We start from the raw sequence: 19897 nt of genomic DNA, 5'->3' as shown, positions 1-19897 counted from the left end.
GTTTAGACTGATTTACGCTTCATGATCAAAAAAGGCCGCAAAGTGCGGCCTTTGTTACTAGAAGAATGTCGGAATTACTTCGCGAATACTTCTTTGAATTCACGCTTAAGAAGTGGGTCACGACGTGCTTTCTTAAGTTGCTTAACCATGTCTTTCACACAGTTGTGAAGCACATTATCAAGTAGTTGAGCACGGTATTCTTCTTTATCTTCATCTGTCATGTTTTCTGGCAGATTAAGAGTCGGAAACTCTTCCATCACATTAATACCAGCGAATGCTTGGCCTACAGAAACTAGAGCATGAAACTGTTCAAAGTTGTCTAGAATGTTCTGTGCACTTGCTGGCATTTCGTCCCATGATTCACGCACCGCTTCTTCAGACACTTCATGGATAGAGGTAACCATTTCGAACATTTGCTCTGGAACTTCGTCAAATTCGATAACTTTACGTAGCTCTGGAGAAATGCTGGCTAGATCGATTTTTTTGCTTTCGCTGTTAGTTGCTTCTGACATGGTGTGTCTCTCATTACAAAAAGGCGGGAATATTAATACCAAATGCATCAAATAGCTATACCCATTAATCCACAAGATGACCAAAGTGAATGAGTTTGTTGAACTTCTGCTCACAGGCCATGATTAGATAGGGTAACGTCCAGTCTAACTGCTTTATGCAATGGATTCCGTGATATTCAAACAAAAATATAGCACTTAATTATGAGTCGAATGCAACAACTCTATGAGTATGGTATATGTTTAATAAAGACATAATTAAAAATGGAACGCGTTATGCAACCGACAGGGACATCGATGCGAATCCTTCTGGTTGACGATGTTCAGCTAGACAGGATGCAGTTGGCTATTCGTCTAAAGCAACTTGGACATATTGTAAAAGCCGTAGGTAGTGGACTAGAGGCGTTAAATACCTACGAGAGTTTTGATCCGGAACTGGTGTTGCTCGATATATCAATGCCAGATATGAACGGTTTTGAAGTCTCTCTTCATATAAGAGAAACGTTTCCGGATTGGATCCCAATTATTTTCTTGAGTAGTCACGAAGAGCCAGAAATGATTGCTAAAGCCATAGATGCGGGCGGTGATGACTATTTAATTAAGCCGGTAGATAAACTGGTACTAAACTCTAAACTTATCGCAATGCAGCGTATTGCTCATATGAGACGAGAGCTTAAGCAAGCGACAGCTCAATTAGAGCAAGTTAATCAACTTTTGACTCAGCAAGCGAATGAAGATGGCCTAACCAAACTCTATAACCGCCGTTATATCGACCATAAGTTGGAATCGATGGTTGCATGGCATGGCCGTCACAATATGCCAATGGCTTTGATTCTATTGGACGTCGATTTCTTTAAACCGTTTAATGATAATTACGGTCATATTGAAGGCGACCGTTGCTTGCAAGCGATTGCGAATCAACTAAAGGCGACGTTTTGTCGCTCTGGGGAATATGTAGGTCGATATGGTGGGGAAGAGTTTGTCGTGTTGCTAGGGTGTACCGACACTCAAACAGCAGAAAGAGAAGCCGAGCGTATACAAGAGGCTATGTATTTTCTCGATTACCCACATGAGTATTCTAGTGTGTCAAATAGAGTGACAGTGTCACAGGGTGTTTTTGTTTTTCAACCGACAGGGAAAGAAGTGCAATCAGACTTGTATGCAACCGTTGATAAAGCACTATATACATCGAAGTCTTTGGGAAGAAACACACATACTGTAGTTAATTCTTTTTAAAAACAAAATCTTATGAATGCCATTCTTTTTGTTGCGTTGTCACTTTTGGTGGTTATTTTAAAGCTAACTCAAAGTAAGATAGGCAAACAGTGCGAACGGAATGTCGCAATCGGGCGTATACCTTATACCTTTGATTAGATAGATGACATCGGGATAGTGGCAACGATGAGTGCAGTTATTATGCTGATGGGGAAGTTCGGTTTTGTTTTAAACCCAGACAAGCTTGTTAACTTTCACGATTGGTGAGGGTCTAACGAAGCTTTATGCAGTTACGTCCGGCCTTTTTCGCTTTGTAAAGTGCTTCGTCCGCTGATTTAATAACGTCCAGAGGAGCTTGCCCATTCCGGCTATCAGCAACTCCGAAACTTGCGGTAACAAAAACCGACTTTCTTTTCGAACTGTTGCTACCACGACGTTTTTGTCCTTGTTTATGGTTCTCAGGGCGAGATTCTTCATCGCGTAATATCATCTCGTATTCTGCAATCGATTTGCGAGCTTCTTCCAAAAAGTTCTTACATTCGTCAGCGTATTTGCCTTTAAAAACGATGGTAAATTCTTCTCCGCCAAATCGATAAACTTTTGCGCCGCCTGGGGTTTTAGTGAGGCGCGAAGCGACCATTTTTAGAACGTCATCACCAGTATCGTGACCGTAGGTGTCGTTAAACTTTTTAAAATGGTCAACATCAAGCATTGCGATCGTGAACTTCTTACCCATGTGTTTTAGATCGAGATCAAGTGCACGTCTGCTTGGAATCAGCGTTAGGCTATCGGTGAAAGCCAGTTGATGGCTAGCGGAAGCGGCATAAATAATGATAAGCAGCCCTGTTAGCGTAAACATGGTGCTTGATATGTACTGCACATCAAAGAAAATGAACGTCGCAGACGCCAATACCATGGCAGAGTAGGTCATCGCATGGATAATTTCATTCTTCTTTAAAACAAGGATTCCAAGAAAACAGACAATACCCACGCAATATAAAACAAGAATTAAAGGCAGTTTAGAGACCGTAGGTACAATAAATAAAATACCGCTTGTCCATTGTTCAAACCCTCCTTCAACGTAATATGCTAGCGTTAGATAAGACCAAAGAACGAACATTGCTAACATCAAGATGTAAGTCAACATGGCTCTAGAGTCAAAACCTTCTTTACTAAACAAAAATACCGTAAGAAACGAGACAGGAAGTAACGTGGCTAAAATGGTTAGCTCAAGTAAAGCGGTACCACTTTGAAGCGGGACTTGTAGGCGGTGCTGTATCACGAAGTAGGCTAGCAACATTGCCAAGCACACCATGGACTCTCTGCCTTGCTTAAATGAATAACAAAGGAGTAGCGCACAACCTAATAGTATGTACGGCAAGTTTGCGGCAATGCCCCAGTTTGCCTGAGTCATCTGAATAATGCTGTCCATGCCCGAACTCACTATGCCCAGTAGCAAAAAAGGGAATGAGAATCTGAAGCCTGATGAAGTCATTGACGATGAGGACATCTATTACAAACTGCCTGAAAATAGTTGACTATATAATTGGTTAGGTAAATCGTTTTATCAATATGGATATTTATCCGTTATTGAATTTCGAACTTTGAGAACTAGCAAGAATACGTCTATTTGTTCCTTTTCCCAAGTATTTTGGAAGACATTACGGCAAAAAGAGAGAGATTGATTAAATTAAGAGCAATCAATAAGTTGTTATAAACAAGTCGTTGCTATACTCATTTCATAGGAAAAAGGAGATTTACAGATGCAGATAAGCTCAGATGTGCACAACTACATGGAAACCTTAGTAGGCCAGGTTCTCAGTTTGCCCGAATTTTTAGAACAGTATGACAACGAACAGTTAGCCGATATTGCTTGCCTTGCGCTTATCCAGCTCAAGCCTGTCTATATCCGTCATGATATTGATTTTTTGTCTTCACTTCCTGAACAAAAATTAAGCCAGTTTAAGCAAAGCGCGGATATAGCGGTGAAAAACGCCGCAGAAATGGTGAAAGAAGACAGGCGTAAGAACCGAGAGTATGATGTGCCTGTAATTTTTTCCCATACTAGTTATGATGATGACAAAGAGTTGGATTGGTATGAAAAACCGATCCTTAACGTTAATATTAAGTAAGAGTCGCTCAGTTGACTAGTGAGCTGACCCAAGGAGGAATCGTGGGATTTTTTTCGCGTTTGTTTGGTGGTAGTGATAAAACGGTTGAAGCCAAAAATATCGAACCAGTTGAATATAAAGGTTTCCTTATTTACCCAGAGAGCCTTTCAGAGGGCGGACAATATCGCATCGCTGGTCGAATAGAAAAGCATGACAATGATGAAGTGAAAACACATCGGTTTATTCGCTCCGATTTGCTTGGCTCAGAGCAAGATGCCAATGACCTTATGTTGAAGAAATCTCAAATGTTTATTGATCAAATGGGCGATAAAATCTTCGACTAGCAATTTACTGCAATTTGATTCCAGTCATCTTAAAAAGAGCCATTAGTGTATATGCTAGTGGCTCTTTCTTTTTAACGCTTAAATCTCTGTTAAGTCAGTATTTAATCGTTACCTGGTTAGACCTCAGTCTAGTACGGTGTTGCGTTGTTATTTTTCGTGCACAGAGCGACAATCATTCATTACTTAGCGTTATATGTAATGAAATTTAGTATTTAAATTACAAAACACTTGAAGTAATGAGACGCGTTCGATACAAACAGAATAATAACAGGGCTGTTAGTCAAGGTGTTATTGTGCAAATGGGTGTCCCCAAACATCATCTTTCGTTTGCAATTGTCTTGCGTGGTAAACAGATAGAAATAAAAAAGAATTAGAGTAGAGCGACGCTCTGTTTTGGGACTAATTTATTGATATGTATACAAGGAGTATGCGTTTTGCAAATCGGTGTACCTAAAGAGATACTCGCGGGTGAATCGCGAGTGGCTGCATCGCCGAAGTCGGTTGAGCAGTTAATAAAATTGGGATTCGATGTCGCGATTGAATCCCAAGCGGGGGGGCTAGCGAGTTTCGATGATGCCGCTTATGAAGCAGCTGGTGCGAAAATCGTTTCTAGTGAAGAAGTTTGGGCATCTGGCCTTATTTTAAAAGTTAATGCGCCAATTGTGGATGATGAGCAAGGCATTGACGAAATTGCGTTACTGCAAGATGGAGCAACACTGGTTAGCTTTATTTGGCCGGCTCAAAATGCTGAGTTGATGGAACAACTTTCAAGTAAGAACATTAACGTTCTTGCCATGGATTCCGTTCCTCGTATCTCACGTGCACAAGCCTTAGACGCGCTATCTTCGATGGCTAATATCGCTGGTTATCGTGCAGTGGTTGAGGCAGCTCATGAGTTTGGTCGTTTCTTTACAGGTCAAATTACGGCTGCCGGTAAAGTACCTCCAGCGAAAGTATTGGTTGCGGGTGCTGGCGTCGCTGGCTTGGCGGCTATCGGTGCTGCAGGTAGCTTAGGTGCCATTGTCCGTGCGTTTGACGTCCGCCCAGAAGTAAAAGAGCAAGTTGAATCGATGGGCGCTGAGTTCCTGACCGTTGACTTTCAAGAAGAGTCAGGCTCTGGGGATGGCTACGCAAAAGAAATGTCTGATGACTTCAACAAAAAAGCGGCAGAGTTATACGCAGAGCAAGCTAAAGATGTTGATATCATTATTACGACCGCGCTCATCCCTGGTAAACCTGCGCCGAAGTTGATCACCAAAGAAATGGTCGACAGCATGAAAGCGGGCAGTGTAATTGTCGACTTGGCAGCTGCTAATGGCGGTAACTGTGAATATACAGTGAAAGACCAAGTTATCATGACGGATAACGGGGTAAAAATTGTTGGTTACACTGACATGGTTGGTCGTTTGCCTACACAATCTTCTCAGCTTTACGCGACAAACCTTGTTAACCTTCTAAAACTGCTGTGTAAAGAGAAAGATGGCAACATCAATATTGATTTTGAAGATGTTGTTATCCGTGGCGTTACCGTGGTGAAAGAAGGTGAAGTTACTTGGCCAGCGCCACCAATTCAGGTTTCAGCTCAGCTGCAAGTGAAACAAGAACAGCCTGCGAAGCCAGAGCCTAAAGTAGAAGAACCTACGTCTCCAACGAAGAAAATTATTGGTGTGGCAGCGGCTGTTGGAGCCTTTGCATGGGTTGCATCGGTTGCTCCGGCAGCGTTTCTTTCTCACTTTACTGTATTTGTTCTAGCGTGTGTTGTCGGATACTACGTAGTATGGAATGTTACCCATGCACTTCATACTCCACTAATGTCAGTAACGAATGCTATCTCTGGCATTATTGTCGTTGGTGCATTACTGCAAATTGGACAAGGTAATGGCGTCGTTTCATTCCTATCTTTTATTGCCGTATTGATCGCGAGTATCAATATCTTCGGTGGTTTCACCGTCACCAAGCGTATGCTTGAAATGTTCCGCAAAGATAAATAGGAGTCACAATGTCTGCAGGATTAGTACAAGCAGCTTACATTGTTGCTGCATTATTTTTCATCATGAGTTTGGCGGGACTTTCAAAGCAAGAGTCTGCTCGTAATGGTAACTACTACGGTATCGCTGGTATGACGATCGCGCTGATAGCGACGATCTTTAGCCCAGATGCGCAAGGTTTTGGTTGGATCATTATCGCGATGGCGATAGGTGGTGCGATCGGTATTTTCTATGCGAAGAAAGTAGAAATGACCGAGATGCCAGAACTGGTTGCGATTCTACACAGCTTTGTAGGTTTAGCTGCGGTTTTAGTTGGCTACAACAGTTACCTAGATGCGCCAGAAGCAGCAACACATGCTGAGCATGTTATCCACCTTGTAGAAGTATTCTTGGGTGTGTTCATCGGTGCCGTAACTTTCACCGGTTCAATTGTCGCATTTGGTAAGCTGCGTGGTGTGATTTCTTCGTCGCCACTTAACCTGCCTCATAAGCACAAAATGAACCTCGCAGCGGTTGTTATTTCTACGCTTCTTATGATCTACTTCGTAAAAGCAGATGGCAGCATGTTCGCTCTTATTGTGATGACTTTGATCGCGTTCGCATTCGGCTACCATTTAGTCGCTTCAATCGGTGGTGCTGATATGCCAGTTGTTGTCTCTATGTTGAACTCATACTCAGGTTGGGCAGCAGCGGCAGCAGGTTTCATGCTAGCAAATGATCTATTGATTGTAACAGGTGCTTTAGTAGGTTCATCAGGTGCGATTCTTTCTTACATCATGTGTAAAGCAATGAACCGTTCGTTTATCAGTGTTATTGCTGGTGGTTTTGGTCAAGAGATAGTGATTTCAGGTGACGAAGAGCAGGGTGAATATCGTGAAACAACGGCTGAAGAAGTTGCAGAGATGTTGAAGAACTCAAAATCAGTAATCATCACTCCAGGATATGGCATGGCAGTAGCTCAGGCACAATACCCTGTTCATGAAATTACTGATGTACTTCGTTCACAAGGTATTGAAGTTCGCTTTGGGATTCACCCAGTAGCGGGTCGTCTACCGGGGCATATGAATGTGTTACTCGCTGAAGCAAAAGTACCGTATGATATCGTTCTTGAAATGGATGAAATCAATGATGACTTTGCAGAAACCGATACCGTATTGGTTATCGGTGCTAACGATACGGTCAACCCCGCCGCACTGGAAGATCCGAACAGCCCAATCGCTGGTATGCCCGTATTGGAGGTATGGAACGCGAAAAACGTAGTGGTATTCAAGCGCTCAATGAATACTGGTTACGCAGGGGTACAGAACCCACTGTTCTTCAAAGAAAATACATCAATGCTATTTGGTGATGCGAAAGAAAGTGTTGAGTCTATTTTTAAAGCACTTTAACCATTCTTGATTTAAAACTATACAGGGTCAGCAATCGCTGGCCCTTTTTTGTTCCGTTTCAATGTTATAGTAATGCAAATCCTTCTGTTAGCAGATGTCAATTGCTTGTAGATTGATGTATAGTTTTGGCTAATGTAACAAGTGACGGTAACAGTTTGATTAAAAAGTTTTTGCTCGGTTTTGCAACTGTATTGCCGCTTTTTTCGGCACCTGCATTTTCCGATTCACTACCAGAAAGAATAGATACGTTTACAGAGCTATTTAACTATGAAGTAGCTCTTAAGTCGTACGATATTCGTATTCTGCAATCAAATTATCCTACCAAGTTACTTGCGCCAGATTCGCTTCTGCCGCAAACGTCTGACTATCCGTTAAAAGATATCCAACAGCTTTACAGCTTGGCGAATACTTGTCGTGGCAAATTACCATTAAGTCCTTTAATTACTGAGCCTTTAGTATTTACAAGGGCGATTTGTAAAGGGACGCAGCTGACACCTCGTTGGTTCTCGCGTAGTGGTCTCATTCACCCTGGTGGTGGGACGTATGCGGCACGTTATGTGGATAAGTATCCAGAACTCAAACCCAAACTATCTCAGTACATGCATATAAAAGAGCGTGATAACGAGGAAGGGGATGAGTTGCTAGAAAGCTTGAAAAACATGGATGACGACGCCATTAATGCTTTGATTGCAGGCGCGAGCATGTTTATTGAAGGTAACGAACTTTGGTTAAGACGTGGTGACCGTTACTTTGTTTTCGAGAAAGATATCTGGCAAGAGAACGTAGCGAATGCGGGTCTGTCATACGCTCTAGCGTCTCAAAGCAAAAGTTGCTTTGTTAAACGAGGTAATATTTGTTGGGATGTAGAAGATCACTCGCAAGTTTTGCGGATCAGTATGATCATACTGGTAATCGCCAATATTCTTTTGGTGATTGGTTGGGCGGTGTACCGTTGGAATAGCAAGCGAGAAGAACTACGTAGTAGAATGCTCGTGTTGCAAATTTTAACGCATGAGCTCAGAACACCGATTGCATCTCTGTCACTAACGGTTGAGGGCTTTCGTCGAGAGTTCGAGCATTTGCCTGAAAGTGTGTATGACGAATTCCGCAGATTGTGTGAAGATACGCGCCGCCTGCGTCAATTGGCAGAAGCGAGTAAAGATTATTTGCAATCTGATAACCAAATGCTTGCAACAGACTGGGTACCATCCGTTGCAGATTGGTTAGAATTTAAGATCGAAGAAGAATTTGATAGTGCCGTGCTTTTTAACATCAATGAAGATGTGGCTGCTAAAGTTAATGTGTACTGGTTAGGAACTTGTATCGATAACTTGCTTCGTAATGCGCTTAAGTACGGTGTCGCACCGGTTGAATTGGATGTCTCAACTAGTGAAGAAAAAATAGTATTCCAAGTCCGAGATGCAGGAGGCCTAACGGCTAAAGATTGGGCAAATTTGAAGAAACCGTTCGTAAGTAAGAGCGGGTTAGGACTTGGATTAACAATCGTTGAATCTATGGTAGGCCGCATGGGCGGAAAAATGTCCTTAATGGGACCACCTACAACTTTTATATTGGAGATACCTTGTGAAACAGACACTGCTTCTCGTTGAGGACGATAAAAACTTGGCTGACGGCCTGTTAGTAAGCCTGGAACAAGCAGGATATGAGTGTTTACATGTGGAGCGTATTGCAGACGTAGAGCCACAATGGAAAAAAGCTGACTTGGTAATTCTCGATCGCCAACTCCCAGATGGTGACTCTGTACAATGTCTCCCAGAATGGAAACAGATTAAAGACGTACCAGTTATCTTGTTAACGGCACTTGTTACCGTAAAAGATAAAGTTGCAGGCCTTGATTCCGGCGCGAACGACTACTTAACAAAGCCTTTTGCTGAGGCGGAGCTTTTTGCGAGAATCCGTGCACAGCTACGAGCACCGGATTCAGCAGAACAAAGCAACGCTGATAAAGTGATTACAAAAGACTTAGAGATTGACCGCTCGACTCGTGAAGTGACTTATAAAGACGAGCTAATTACGCTTACTCGAACAGAGTTTGATTTGCTGCTATTTTTGGCGTCAAACTTAGGTCGCGTGTTTACTCGTGATGAGCTACTTGACCACGTTTGGGGTTACAATCACTTCCCGACAACACGTACGGTTGATACACATGTACTACAGCTTCGTCAAAAACTGCCAGGACTGGAAATTGAAACACTTCGTGGTGTTGGCTACAAGATGAAAGCATAAGTCGTAATGAAAATACTACTCCCTGTAGTTCTCTCATTAGCGTTAGTGAAACCAGTCCATGCGATGGACTGGTTTCAAACTAACACGCCTTTAACACAGGCACATCAACACTTACTTGAAGATGATCTTGCGGGTATGTTCAACTCTCTTGTTGAACTCTGGCAAACGGAACCAAGTAAAGATTTGACTCCTCACCTTAATGATCTTCTTGGTCAGTCACTATCTAAAAACTGTGGCAAGGCTCTCACTGGTGTAACGCTGCCTGATTGGATAAGTGGTGTGAACGTTATTCGTCAGACTATTCAAAGCCCTGGGCGAGATACATTTAGATTGGTGATCAAGCTAAGAGCTACAACTGACATCGAAAATATTTCATTTAATCGATGGGTGGATGATTCTATATCCGCGGACAGTTCATTCAGCTATGAACAACAGCCGAGCGGGACAGAACTTGCCAACGAGCGTAGCTACTCGAAACGCTATAACTTAACAGGTAAACTAGAAGCTGGTTTATATCACTTAACCGTTGTTTCTACTGATAAACAAGAGTATCGAACTTGGGTAATACTTGGAGATTCAAACTCTTCTCAATATGTTCGTTGGACATCTAAAGAGAATTGGAAAGTAGAAAAGAGCGCACTTCGTAATCCCCATTGTCCATTACCGCAACTTGAAGTCGGTTTGTATGACTACATTGATGGCCAGTACGAGCAAATGTGGAAAAAGACTTACGAGTCTAACTATCCAAATTCATTGGAGCTAGCGGGTGTCCCAAACGATAGATACGTATTGGCGGTAAGTATCAATAGTCGCCGTTGGCAGGGCGATATAATTGTTGAGCAGGCTCAAACTATTAGCCGAACCTATGATCTTTCTCAGGAAGAATAGTTAAAGAAATACTACTTGTGCCGATAAAGGTTCAGGACGAACTAAAATCACAAGTGTAGTATGAAAAACAAATATAAAATTCTTGCCACTTCTGTTGCTACTATTCTTTTCGCTAATGCTGCTTCTGCTGCTACTTATGCGATAGAGGCTCGTAGTGATGCAATGGGTGGCGTTGGTACCGTATCAGCAACTTATCTAACTGCGCCTTTTTTCAACCCCGCTCTTACTGCGATTTATCGCCGAAATGACGATGCAGGCATGATCGTGCCAAGTTTTGGTGGCAGCTACGATGATCAATATGATCTAGTTGATGAGATCGAACGCATCAGCAAATTGACAGACGTCGATGAAATCAAAAAATCGATGGATGCTATCGATGGGAAAAAGACAGACTTTGATCTTGGTGGTGTCGTTGCCATTGGTATCCCCAACAAATTCTTATCTGCAACTGCATACGGTAAGCTATACACTGAATCATTCGTACAACCAAATGTTGATACCTCAGGTACTAATCCATTAGATGATAGCTATGTACAAGGTGTTTCTATTGGCGTGGCTGAAGCAGGTATTTCACTTGCTAAATACACTAATTTCATGAACCAACACATTTCTTTTGGTGTTACTCCTAAACTTCAGCGTATATACACATACTCATACGCCACGAGTTTTCAGAATTTTGATACTAAAGACTTACGTGAAAATGAGACCGCGGAAACGATGTTTAACTTAGACGCCGGCGCACTTTGGTTCTTTGGCCCATATCGTCTCGGTATTTCAGCGAAAAATTTGATCGGAAGAGACGTTAAAACAAAATCATTCCAGTATGGCAGTGATACGATAAAATCATACGAATATAGCATGCGTCCTGTATACACTGTTGGGGCAGGGATTGTTGCCGATTACTTTACGATGAGTGTTGACTACGATCTCAACGAAGAAAAACGTTTTTCATCCTTTGATGATAATACGCAAATGATTCGAGCTGGTATTGAATTTGATATTTTGCGTCAGATGGCATTACGAGCAGGGTATATGAAGAACTTAGCTCGAAGTAATGACGAAGGAACCATTACTGCTGGTATCGGGTTGTCTCCACTTAAGTTGTTCGAATTGGATATCGCAGCTCAGTACACAAACGAGAACGCTATGGGTGCATCCATTAATTTCCTTGCTACCTATTAATTGAATCGTTATAGTCAGCTCCTCAAAATGAGGAGCTTTTTATGTTTGACGATTTACCCCCTCTATCTCACCAAGAGCAACAACAAGCTGTAGAGAGAATTCAAGAATTGATGGCGAAGGGCACAAGTACTGCAGAAGCTATCAAAATTGTTGCCGAACGGATTCGTTCTGAGTACGCAGAAAAACAACAGCAACAAAACTAATCAATTCATGGACAGGGCATACGCCCTGTTTTTTTGCCTTTCTATTTTCTATTCCTTTACACTCCCAAACACCACCCTGGTTACGCTGTAACTAAAATTTACTATACCTCTATGATTTTAATCTTGTTCAATTACCTTTAAAACTAAATAGCGGGTTAGTAAAATTTTACCTCATCATATTAACCTTGGCTTACACAGTGCAGGTAGTTAGGCATTTTTTAAAGAACTTATAAGTTAAACTCTATTATATCAATTGTTTACCTCGGTCTTTTAATCTGCCAACCATATTGGTCGCGATTGATCTTGTAATTTAATTACAAAACCCAAGAGAGCTTCGTTCTCAGACAGAAGATTATGCTAAAAAAAGAAAAAAGAGACACCGTAACTTATAACGATAATTAAACTAGAGTTATTAAATAAGCGATATAAGAACAGTAAGCACTTGCAGACATATGTAATAGATGAATCTAAATTCATCTTATTGAGCTGCTTTTTTAGCCGAAATACGTCTCCTGGATTTGAGCGGAGCGTTACATATTGAATATGCTTAATCTAAAGTAGTTTTACTAAACTAGGCGACGTTGAAGTGGGTAATATGAAACCTCAAGAGTAGTAGAAATCAAGAGCAGTAACGTGTGTTACAACGTAATGTTTCCTGGCATCCTTCCTGTTAAATAGTCCGTCCGATAATTAGAGAAGAAATTGGAAAAACATCGTTGATCTTTGGATGAGAGGAAGCAACAAGGTTGCAATGAAAACTATTTGCCTGTTTTACACTAAACTCCTTTAACTATCATGTAGCAGTAGTTTTGATGTTGTGTTCGCTCTATGTGGACTAGACTTAATATGAGAACAAAAACTAACCAAGGGAGGAATGATGGGTTACAAGCACGTTTTGGTTGCTGTCGACTTATCTAAATCTAGCCAAGCCGTTATCGAAAAAGCAATAATGCAAGCAGATAACTCAAGCAGCAAACTCTCATTTGTTTACGTAGATGTTGATCGCATAGTCATGGAAGCGAAGGAAGAGCAAGAATTGGAAAGAAGGCTGCAAGAGCTCGCTGATAAATGCTTATATCCAGTAAACGAGACCATGGTAGTAATCGGCGATCTTCATATAAAACTATCGGGAATCGTCAAAAAAGAGGGGATAGATTTAGTTGTCTGTGGCCATCATCACAACTTATTGAGTCGCTTTTTTTCATCGATACCAAAGGTTGTGAACGAGGTTGAAGCTGATTTATTAATCGTCTATTTAGACGAGTGATCGACAACTCTTGTTCGCACTTATCATTTTTTGTCACTAAAAAGCCGAACATAAACGTTCGGCTTGGTATATCGGTGAGAATAAAAGTTTTTAGCCAGGAATGATTGATGCCTCATGAGATAAAACAGATGCAGACTCCGCGTTTGACTGCAGATCAAAATGTACGTTAACTTGCACGCCTTCTCGCTCAAAAGTGACATCATCAAAATCGGTCATAGCGATTTTGAATCCATTTCTAGCAAAAAAGCCAGTCACCATAGTTCGCTGCTTAATTTCTAATGCAGACGCGAGTAGCTTATCCATGGCATTCTCCTTGGTTATTGTGGGGATATGGGTAGAAGATACACATAGATTGGTATGAAATCAATTTTATATAAAGTTGCTTTTGATGAAAATTTTAATGTAAGTCAATCTATCGTTTACCCCACGTGATTTATTCCACGCAAAACCTTGATAACAAGACGGCAGAGCATCTCACATTGTGATAGCAAGCATAAAGATGGGGGTGTTAATAAATACCGCTGAAACAATATGTTACAAAGATTGGCGTTAGGCCTAGTTGAGTAGACAACGCAAAATTCTAAATCTGAACAACCGCCCTAAAATGACTCACTCTTCAATACTTGTGATAACTCAGACCTAATAAAAGTAGATATCTCAGCTAGCTTTCTTGGCAAAGGGTTTTGATAAGGGTAGGCAATATACATGGAACGTTCTATATCAAAAGTTTGCGATATTCGGATGTTTTTGTCTATATAGTTACTTTTAATAAGGTAGTTTGGAATGACACCAACCCCAACTCCCTCAGAAACAAAGTTTATTAAAATAGAGGTGTTATCAACTTCGATAACATCAGTATATTGACTTTTAATTGATTCCTTATTCGAATGATGTTTGTAGATTAATAGTGTTTTGTGGTTGGCATTACTTACCCTAGATATCAAAATATCACTATAATCACCAATTTTATGTGCAATAAGAGTGTCATCAATAACATTATTAAGCCTAATCGCTAAATCTACATTGCTTTCTAATAAATTTTCTACATTGTTACTTGATGATATTTCAAAATCAACTTTTGGATATCGTTCTTGTAAGTCTTTAAGAACAGAACCAAAAATAGAAGAGGCTATAGAGTTGGGCATTGTGATTTTAAACTTTCCATCAATGCATTCACTCAACGAGCTAGCTCTGTAATTTAACTCGTGCAAACTCTCTAACGTCTTGATAGCAAGCTCTCTAATGCTTTCGCCATGATCAGTTAAAACGAGTTTCCTTGTTGTCCTGTGGACAAGTGTTACACCAAGTTGTTTTTCTAATGCTGCTAGCTGCCTGCTCACTTGAGCTTTAGACTTTCCAAGTTCTTTTGATGCCTCTGTAAGAGAGAGGTGTTTACAAATGGCTGCAAAGCAGATCAACTCATTGTTCATCAATTCCATGATTGTTACCTTTTTGCAACTCTGAGTCACGTTGTCTTTTAACTGGTGGGAAAGTATAACTTGCTTCATCGGAGGGGGACAATGATATTTAAAAGCCGCCATGAAATAAAGGCTGACTACTATCTTAATAAAACCATATTGGATATTAAGTTAAACCGATATCCTGAAGAAATTAACTCAATCGGATTAAATATAGAAAATAAAGATTTAAAAATAAAAAAATTTTCTCGTGAAATTACTAAGTTGGATTCGGGTGATTTAATTCTTGATTGTGCATCATTGATAATGACTCATTCCATATCGAAAAAAGTAATAATAAAAGTTGAAATTGAATCTTTAAATTATAAAGTTAAACGTGTGAGGATATTTAAATATGAAGACTGCAATACAAAATTCGAAAAGATCTGTTTATCAGAAAGATACATTGTATAGAATAATAAATAATATTAGTACTTTGTATACCAAATCACTAGTAAAATTAGGTGAAGAGTTGAGAATCCATCATTGCAAACATAAGATTAATGTAAGAGCCACTAAGGAGTTGAGTGAACATATGAAGAAAGATCTAGGTATAATTGAAAAGTAGAGAGTTTACATCTGTTAGATTCCTTGTTCCTATAAAACTAATGTAGTACTTACACGTTTGGGTTAAGCAAATGCGTGTCCATGTTGACTCATATTGAATGAGCAAGACGCAGAACCAACGTGTACTGTGTTGAACGTAACCCAAGATACAATGAAGGAACTTAATTAGCCACACGGTTTTAAAGTTGATGACTGGTTATTATCAAGTTGTCGCTGTGGTGAAATCGAAGTTCACGGTCCATACAAGACAGCTGATGAGGCTTGCAAAGCAGCAACAGCCAAATACGGTGTAACTAAACTGACTTCACCAATGATAATCTTCTAACCCTTAAGTTCGCATTATGGGCGCTTATGTTGAATACGATTGCATATGCGTATCCTATAAAATGTCTCTCTTTTGAGGGACAATTCAATGAAGTATCACGAAATGACTAAAAACTATATTTTTCGTGAATTTGAATGTGGTTTAACCGTCGAAGAAGCTGCCAAACTTTGTTTGAAAACTGTGAGAACGGTCAAAGAATGGGACAAGGGGAAATCCATTCCTCCAGAGTGTAAACGCTTGATGAGGATGAACAAGGGTAGGGAATTGAGCTCTTGTGAAGATTGGGAAAACTTCGTAATGAGGCATGATCGCTTAGAGCTTCCAACTGGTCAGTTGGTTACTGCGCAGCAAGTTTTGGTTGGAGTCGCCTTATTAGAGTTAGGTGCATCAAATGATATTAAGATTTCACACCAAATTCTCAAATATGCACGTGTTTTGAAGAAATTGATTTAATACATAAAGGCTCCTTTAGGAGCCTTTTCTTTAATAGTGCTACTTATTCTTAAAGTGTTGGTTTATTGATATATCGGTTGCGGATGTAACAACTTCATCCAATGCAGAACACAATTCATTTCCGATAGTTACTATAATAAGAACCAATAGCTCATTATACCGTTCGTGATTAACAAACTTTACTCGACTTAAAGCTATCGATATGTTTACCCACGTTATAAGTGCTTCTGCTCTAGATGACATACCTTTCTTAAACACCTCGTTATACTTTCGAACATCACTACTTCGATAGATAGAAAGAATGAGGTGACTAAAAGTTTTCTCATTCACAGGTTCACCCAACTGTATTTGCAACAAGTTAAGATTTCGAGAAATATAGTCTTCTCTATACCTGAGTTCAGACTCTTCAGAGCTACGCTTTATTTCGAGACGCTGTAATTCAAGTTGTCGAGATAAAAACAAAAGCGAGAAGAAAACCAATATCGGGCCAAGGACACCACCAAAAAAGCTTCCAAATTCAGCCCAACGAATATGGCTCGGAGAAAAATCTCCAGAAAAATTCACCCTATAAACAACAAAGACAATCAGTATAAATACCGCTGCTGTTACAACAATCCATGTTTCCTTTGATTTCATTACAGCCTCTTGATACTAGGACATCAAATCCATAACTATGAAAGGATTAATAAAAAATGTTTCCTGATGGAGCTTTTTAGTAATTATCTATTGGTAACTTCAACTCTTCTAGTATCGACAGAAACTCTTGGTTTTCCCTCAAAAGTTTCGATGACCTATAATTCAAAAACTGCATGCTAATTAAGATCAAGCGAAGCTGTGAAAACTCAGTAAAATTGATCATAGTTTCAAGCTGAGATTTACGCTCCTCTTGAGTAAATCCGTTTTCATCAGAGAGCTTTTGGTTAATCGTTTTTGTGATAATAAAAAATATACGCTGAGTGTTGTAGAGTTTTTCATCTGAATCTGCCTCTTTTATGAACTTAGTTATTTCAGCGTCAGTAGCATTTTTAGCTCGCAAGCTTTCAATAGCATCTTCAAGTTTGCGTACAGATTCAACGCCAGAATACACTTTACCGTTTAGTGTGAGCTTGAAGTACTCAAAAGAATCTCTTTGTGCACTCAACAAATTGAAAAAATGTGTTTCAAAAGACCTCATCTTCTCATTCTTAATGTTGAGTTGTGCTTCTTCTCTGAGAGTAGTGTTCGAATCATTTTGCAAGTTCAATGACTTTATAAGCATAACAAAAGATAAAAAGCTAAACAGCGGGCCTAAAACACCACCTACATAACCACCAAATTGATTCCAATGGTCAACATCTGTTGAAAGCTTATAATTATGGAACTGCAAGGCATACAAACCTAATACAACTAAGATGCATAGCACTGCAGCATAGATGTAGTTGTCGTTTTTCATTTATCACTCAAAACCTGATATCAAGTATTTAATGATATGACCACTTTTAAGTCTTAAACTCTTAGCAGTGATATCTATGTATTCCCACTCATCTGATGGGATGCCATTGTTTTTATCAAGATTCTCCGAAAACCGCTTTTTAGCAGCAATACGAACTTCCTTATACGCAGATGGAAAACCGAAGGCAACAGTCTCACTTTCGCCCTCAATTAGCAACCGACCATTTCCTGTATTGATATTCAGACGTGTGATACAAGCTCTTAAACGAAGCACTTGATCATTCACCTTCGGTGACAAATTAGTCTTGCTAGCTTGAGTTAAGGTAATGATTTCTCGCCTATCTAGTTCGCCCACGTGGGCTTTTAGCACAACATTGTAGCCGTAATGGCTAGGAACAGACACTGCATTTTTCAACGGGCTACGTCTAAGCTTTTCGACAAGAGCCTCCTGATTTTCGGCAGAAATTTCCGCAATTAATGCTGTAGCCTCATTAGATAATGGTGGGCTGTCCTGATAAATAGCCTCAGAAATGAAATAGCTAACGACTTGGCACATGGTTTCATTACCTATGCGAGACATTTTGGCTTTTATTTCCGGATCTTCTGACGCAACTTCAAAGACCAAGCCGTAAGAGCCCTCAAAAGACTCCATCATTTTGTTGCGCAACTTATTCGAGCTAGTATTTCGTTGAGAAACCGTGTCTGTAACCGCAGCCTCTACAACACTTCGAACAGCTTCAGACGCGCCAGAAATAGTATCAAGCCCCGCTTTCATATCAACGGCATGCTCTTCAGTTTTAATAATTAGATCTAGTTTCATTTATTGAAATCCATAATATGCGTATTGATGCTATTGTGATAGTACAGTATGGATATCACGTAGAGCTATGATTATTAATTTTGTATAAGTATTTTTGTTTATCTCATCAACGTTATAGTAATGAGTAAGTTGATGACAATGTGATAACAGTCAAATTTGCTAGTTATCTGGGCCGTGAATATGGTAAACATTATTGAAGTAACGCACGGGAGATACTGGTGTATAAGTTATTGTTCGTGGTTTGCCATTAAAAAGTACGACGTAAAATTCTCCCCACTTTCTAACCCCTATAAGACACTGATTTTTTTCAACCTTAATCCAAGTCTTACCACTATCTAGGCTATACTCTTCGAAGCCAACTAGCTTGACTCGTTGAAAAGAGTCACATTCAAAAACATTAATCACGCCTCTATATCTGTCGTACCTGTAATCTCCATTACGAAGTAAAGCAGGTACTTCAATTAAATTACCGTGGATATCATAACCCTTAGAGTCAAGGAGGTATCCACTGTGATTTTTAATATAGGAGATTAACATAAAAAAACACCACTACTGTTCATCCATACAGTAATTGTAGCACCTGCTAATTTAGAACGGAAGTAGGGTTAAAAAGATGTATAAAGCTTTTAGGCATATGCCATCATGCACATTTTAAAAAGATAAGCCGAACTTTATAGTTTGGCTTTTTTGTATCAGCACGCAAGGATAGCACCGAGTGGGAATTTACCCCCGTAATACAGATTCGGGGGTTTGCTCCGCTTTTAGGTCCCTCCCGCAAAGCGGGCCCCTCCCAAAATGCTCGCAATACCGCGCACATAATAAAAAGGGCTCGTATAGAGCCCCATGATTAAGTTCGGTGTGGAAGTGCCAAGGTTTGGTGTCCTACATGTTCCGCTTCCTCGGTCTACGCAGACTGCGCTAGCTTCGACGCTGTGGCGAGCGGTCTAGATATGGACAGGCATGTTTTGCTGCAATATATCTGATGGCTTTTCTCTTTGGCCGCACGTGAAGATCCTTTCTGTTTCTTCCCAAGTCACTCGATATACGCAGTCGCTCAACACTTCGAACTGATACCCAATCTTTACCAAGTCCAGATGGTCGAAACTGAATAGCTTGTCGCGACCATCGTACACATCGATGTATATCTTGTAGAACGTCAGGTCACGGTCGAGTTCGGCAGCATACTTCAGCCGTTTTGCGTAGGCGATTTGCTTTGCGTATCCGGTGATATAGAAGTCGTAGTCTTCCAAAGGCCCGAACCCTGATGCTTTCTTTTTCTTCTTCGCTTTGGTTTCTGCCGTATCTACCGTTGGCGTTCCATCAGGCAGCTGCGTTTGTACTGGTTGCGGTGGTTTAACGGGGTCGGGTGGTTGCTCTGGCTCCGGCCACCAAGCCCAGATATTGAAAACTAACCCAAGCGATAACAGCACCACCGTTCCGACGACAGGCCAACGCTTCCAGAACGGGCGAATGTCTTTTGCTTCGGCTTCCTGCACTTGCTT

20 protein-coding genes and 1 pseudogene are annotated in these 19897 nt (G+C 40.5%); 13 read left to right on the top strand and 8 right to left on the bottom strand.

What is annotated here, in order from left to right; translation table 11 throughout:
• Positions 1-74: 74 nt before the first annotated feature.
• The gene (locus R7Q41_RS13050; RefSeq protein WP_005376232.1) at positions 75-512 is read right to left on the bottom strand and encodes a DUF3069 domain-containing protein; all 438 of its coding nucleotides are present in this window, start codon (positions 510-512) and stop codon (positions 75-77) included.
• 273 nt (positions 513-785) lie between these two features.
• On the opposite strand from R7Q41_RS13050, the gene R7Q41_RS13045 reads away from it, so the two are divergent.
• Complete coding sequence (locus R7Q41_RS13045; protein WP_017634619.1) at positions 786-1745, top strand: diguanylate cyclase; 960 nt, start codon at positions 786-788, stop codon at positions 1743-1745.
• A 250-nt stretch (positions 1746-1995) separates the two neighbouring features.
• Here R7Q41_RS13045 and R7Q41_RS13040 read toward each other — a convergent pair whose 3' ends face one another.
• Positions 1996-3234, bottom strand: coding sequence for a sensor domain-containing diguanylate cyclase (locus R7Q41_RS13040; protein WP_065275318.1), 1239 nt, complete (start codon positions 3232-3234; stop codon positions 1996-1998).
• 253 nt (positions 3235-3487) lie between these two features.
• On the opposite strand from R7Q41_RS13040, the gene R7Q41_RS13035 reads away from it, so the two are divergent.
• The 10 genes from R7Q41_RS13035 to R7Q41_RS12990 all read left to right on the top strand — a co-directional run bounded on the left by R7Q41_RS13035 (position 3488) and on the right by R7Q41_RS12990 (position 13342).
• Positions 3488-3856 carry a late competence development ComFB family protein gene (locus R7Q41_RS13035; RefSeq protein WP_005376241.1) on the top strand — a complete coding sequence of 123 codons (369 nt, stop codon included), beginning with the start codon at positions 3488-3490 and terminating at the stop codon, positions 3854-3856.
• Between the two features lie 41 nt (positions 3857-3897).
• Positions 3898-4179, top strand: a complete 282-nt coding sequence (locus R7Q41_RS13030) for an HlyU family transcriptional regulator (RefSeq protein ID WP_318144521.1) — start codon at positions 3898-3900, stop codon at positions 4177-4179.
• 434 nt (positions 4180-4613) lie between these two features.
• The gene (locus R7Q41_RS13025; RefSeq protein WP_318144520.1) at positions 4614-6170 is read left to right on the top strand and encodes a Re/Si-specific NAD(P)(+) transhydrogenase subunit alpha; all 1557 of its coding nucleotides are present in this window, start codon (positions 4614-4616) and stop codon (positions 6168-6170) included.
• A gap of 8 nt (positions 6171-6178) precedes the next feature.
• Positions 6179-7555, top strand: a complete 1377-nt coding sequence (gene pntB, locus R7Q41_RS13020) for a Re/Si-specific NAD(P)(+) transhydrogenase subunit beta (protein WP_005376248.1) — start codon at positions 6179-6181, stop codon at positions 7553-7555.
• Between the two features lie 155 nt (positions 7556-7710).
• Entirely contained in the window at positions 7711-9165 is a 1455-nt protein-coding gene (gene vxrA / locus R7Q41_RS13015) for a sensor histidine kinase VxrA (protein WP_025767766.1), read from the top strand.
• The gene (gene vxrB / locus R7Q41_RS13010) at positions 9140-9802 is read left to right on the top strand and encodes a response regulator transcription factor VxrB (protein WP_005376251.1); all 663 of its coding nucleotides are present in this window, start codon (positions 9140-9142) and stop codon (positions 9800-9802) included. Before vxrA ends, vxrB begins: the two co-directional genes overlap by 26 nt.
• A gap of 6 nt (positions 9803-9808) precedes the next feature.
• Positions 9809-10690, top strand: coding sequence for a DUF2861 family protein (locus R7Q41_RS13005; protein WP_017820158.1), 882 nt, complete (start codon positions 9809-9811; stop codon positions 10688-10690).
• Positions 10691-10750: 60 nt separating this feature from the next.
• Positions 10751-11872 (top strand): conjugal transfer protein TraF, encoded by a 1122-nt coding sequence (locus R7Q41_RS13000; protein ID WP_025767767.1) that lies wholly within the window; start codon positions 10751-10753, stop codon positions 11870-11872.
• Between the two features lie 41 nt (positions 11873-11913).
• On the top strand, positions 11914-12075 hold the full coding sequence (locus R7Q41_RS12995) for a YoaH family protein (protein WP_005376257.1): 162 nt from the start codon (positions 11914-11916) through the stop codon (positions 12073-12075).
• Between the two features lie 877 nt (positions 12076-12952).
• Positions 12953-13342 (top strand): universal stress protein, encoded by a 390-nt coding sequence (locus tag R7Q41_RS12990; protein ID WP_053349900.1) that lies wholly within the window; start codon positions 12953-12955, stop codon positions 13340-13342.
• Positions 13343-13432: 90 nt separating this feature from the next.
• Here the strand turns inward: R7Q41_RS12990 and R7Q41_RS12985 are convergent, their stop codons facing one another.
• Together R7Q41_RS12985 and R7Q41_RS12980 are read right to left on the bottom strand one after the other, a co-directional pair.
• Positions 13433-13645, bottom strand: coding sequence for a hypothetical protein (locus R7Q41_RS12985; RefSeq protein ID WP_005376260.1), 213 nt, complete (start codon positions 13643-13645; stop codon positions 13433-13435).
• 296 nt (positions 13646-13941) lie between these two features.
• Entirely contained in the window at positions 13942-14781 is an 840-nt protein-coding gene (locus R7Q41_RS12980; RefSeq protein ID WP_258665375.1) for a LysR family transcriptional regulator, read from the bottom strand.
• An 81-nt stretch (positions 14782-14862) separates the two neighbouring features.
• Between R7Q41_RS12980 and R7Q41_RS12975 the strand changes: the two genes are divergently transcribed.
• Positions 14863-15213, top strand: coding sequence for a hypothetical protein (locus R7Q41_RS12975; RefSeq protein ID WP_258665377.1), 351 nt, complete (start codon positions 14863-14865; stop codon positions 15211-15213).
• Between the two features lie 565 nt (positions 15214-15778).
• Positions 15779-16144: a regulator gene (locus R7Q41_RS12970; RefSeq protein ID WP_258473519.1), complete on the top strand. Its 366-nt coding sequence runs from the start codon at positions 15779-15781 to the stop codon at positions 16142-16144.
• A 39-nt stretch (positions 16145-16183) separates the two neighbouring features.
• Here the strand turns inward: R7Q41_RS12970 and R7Q41_RS12965 are convergent, their stop codons facing one another.
• From R7Q41_RS12965 to R7Q41_RS12950, 4 genes and pseudogenes are all read right to left on the bottom strand, one after another.
• Positions 16184-16780, bottom strand: coding sequence for a hypothetical protein (locus R7Q41_RS12965; RefSeq protein WP_258473520.1), 597 nt, complete (start codon positions 16778-16780; stop codon positions 16184-16186).
• 76 nt (positions 16781-16856) lie between these two features.
• Positions 16857-17576 (bottom strand): hypothetical protein, encoded by a 720-nt coding sequence (locus tag R7Q41_RS12960; protein ID WP_258473521.1) that lies wholly within the window; start codon positions 17574-17576, stop codon positions 16857-16859.
• Between the two features lie 3 nt (positions 17577-17579).
• Positions 17580-18395, bottom strand: a complete 816-nt coding sequence (locus tag R7Q41_RS12955) for a hypothetical protein (RefSeq protein ID WP_258473522.1) — start codon at positions 18393-18395, stop codon at positions 17580-17582.
• A 944-nt stretch (positions 18396-19339) separates the two neighbouring features.
• Positions 19340-19897 (bottom strand): annotated as a pseudogene (locus tag R7Q41_RS12950) (assembly protein); the annotation flags it as partial.

Origin of the sequence: Vibrio sp. 2096 (assembly GCF_033339595.1) — a bacterium.
Taxonomy (GTDB): domain Bacteria; phylum Pseudomonadota; class Gammaproteobacteria; order Enterobacterales; family Vibrionaceae; genus Vibrio; species Vibrio alginolyticus.
Note: the sequence above shows the minus strand (reverse complement) of the source record. Positions and strands in the feature narration are given on the sequence as shown.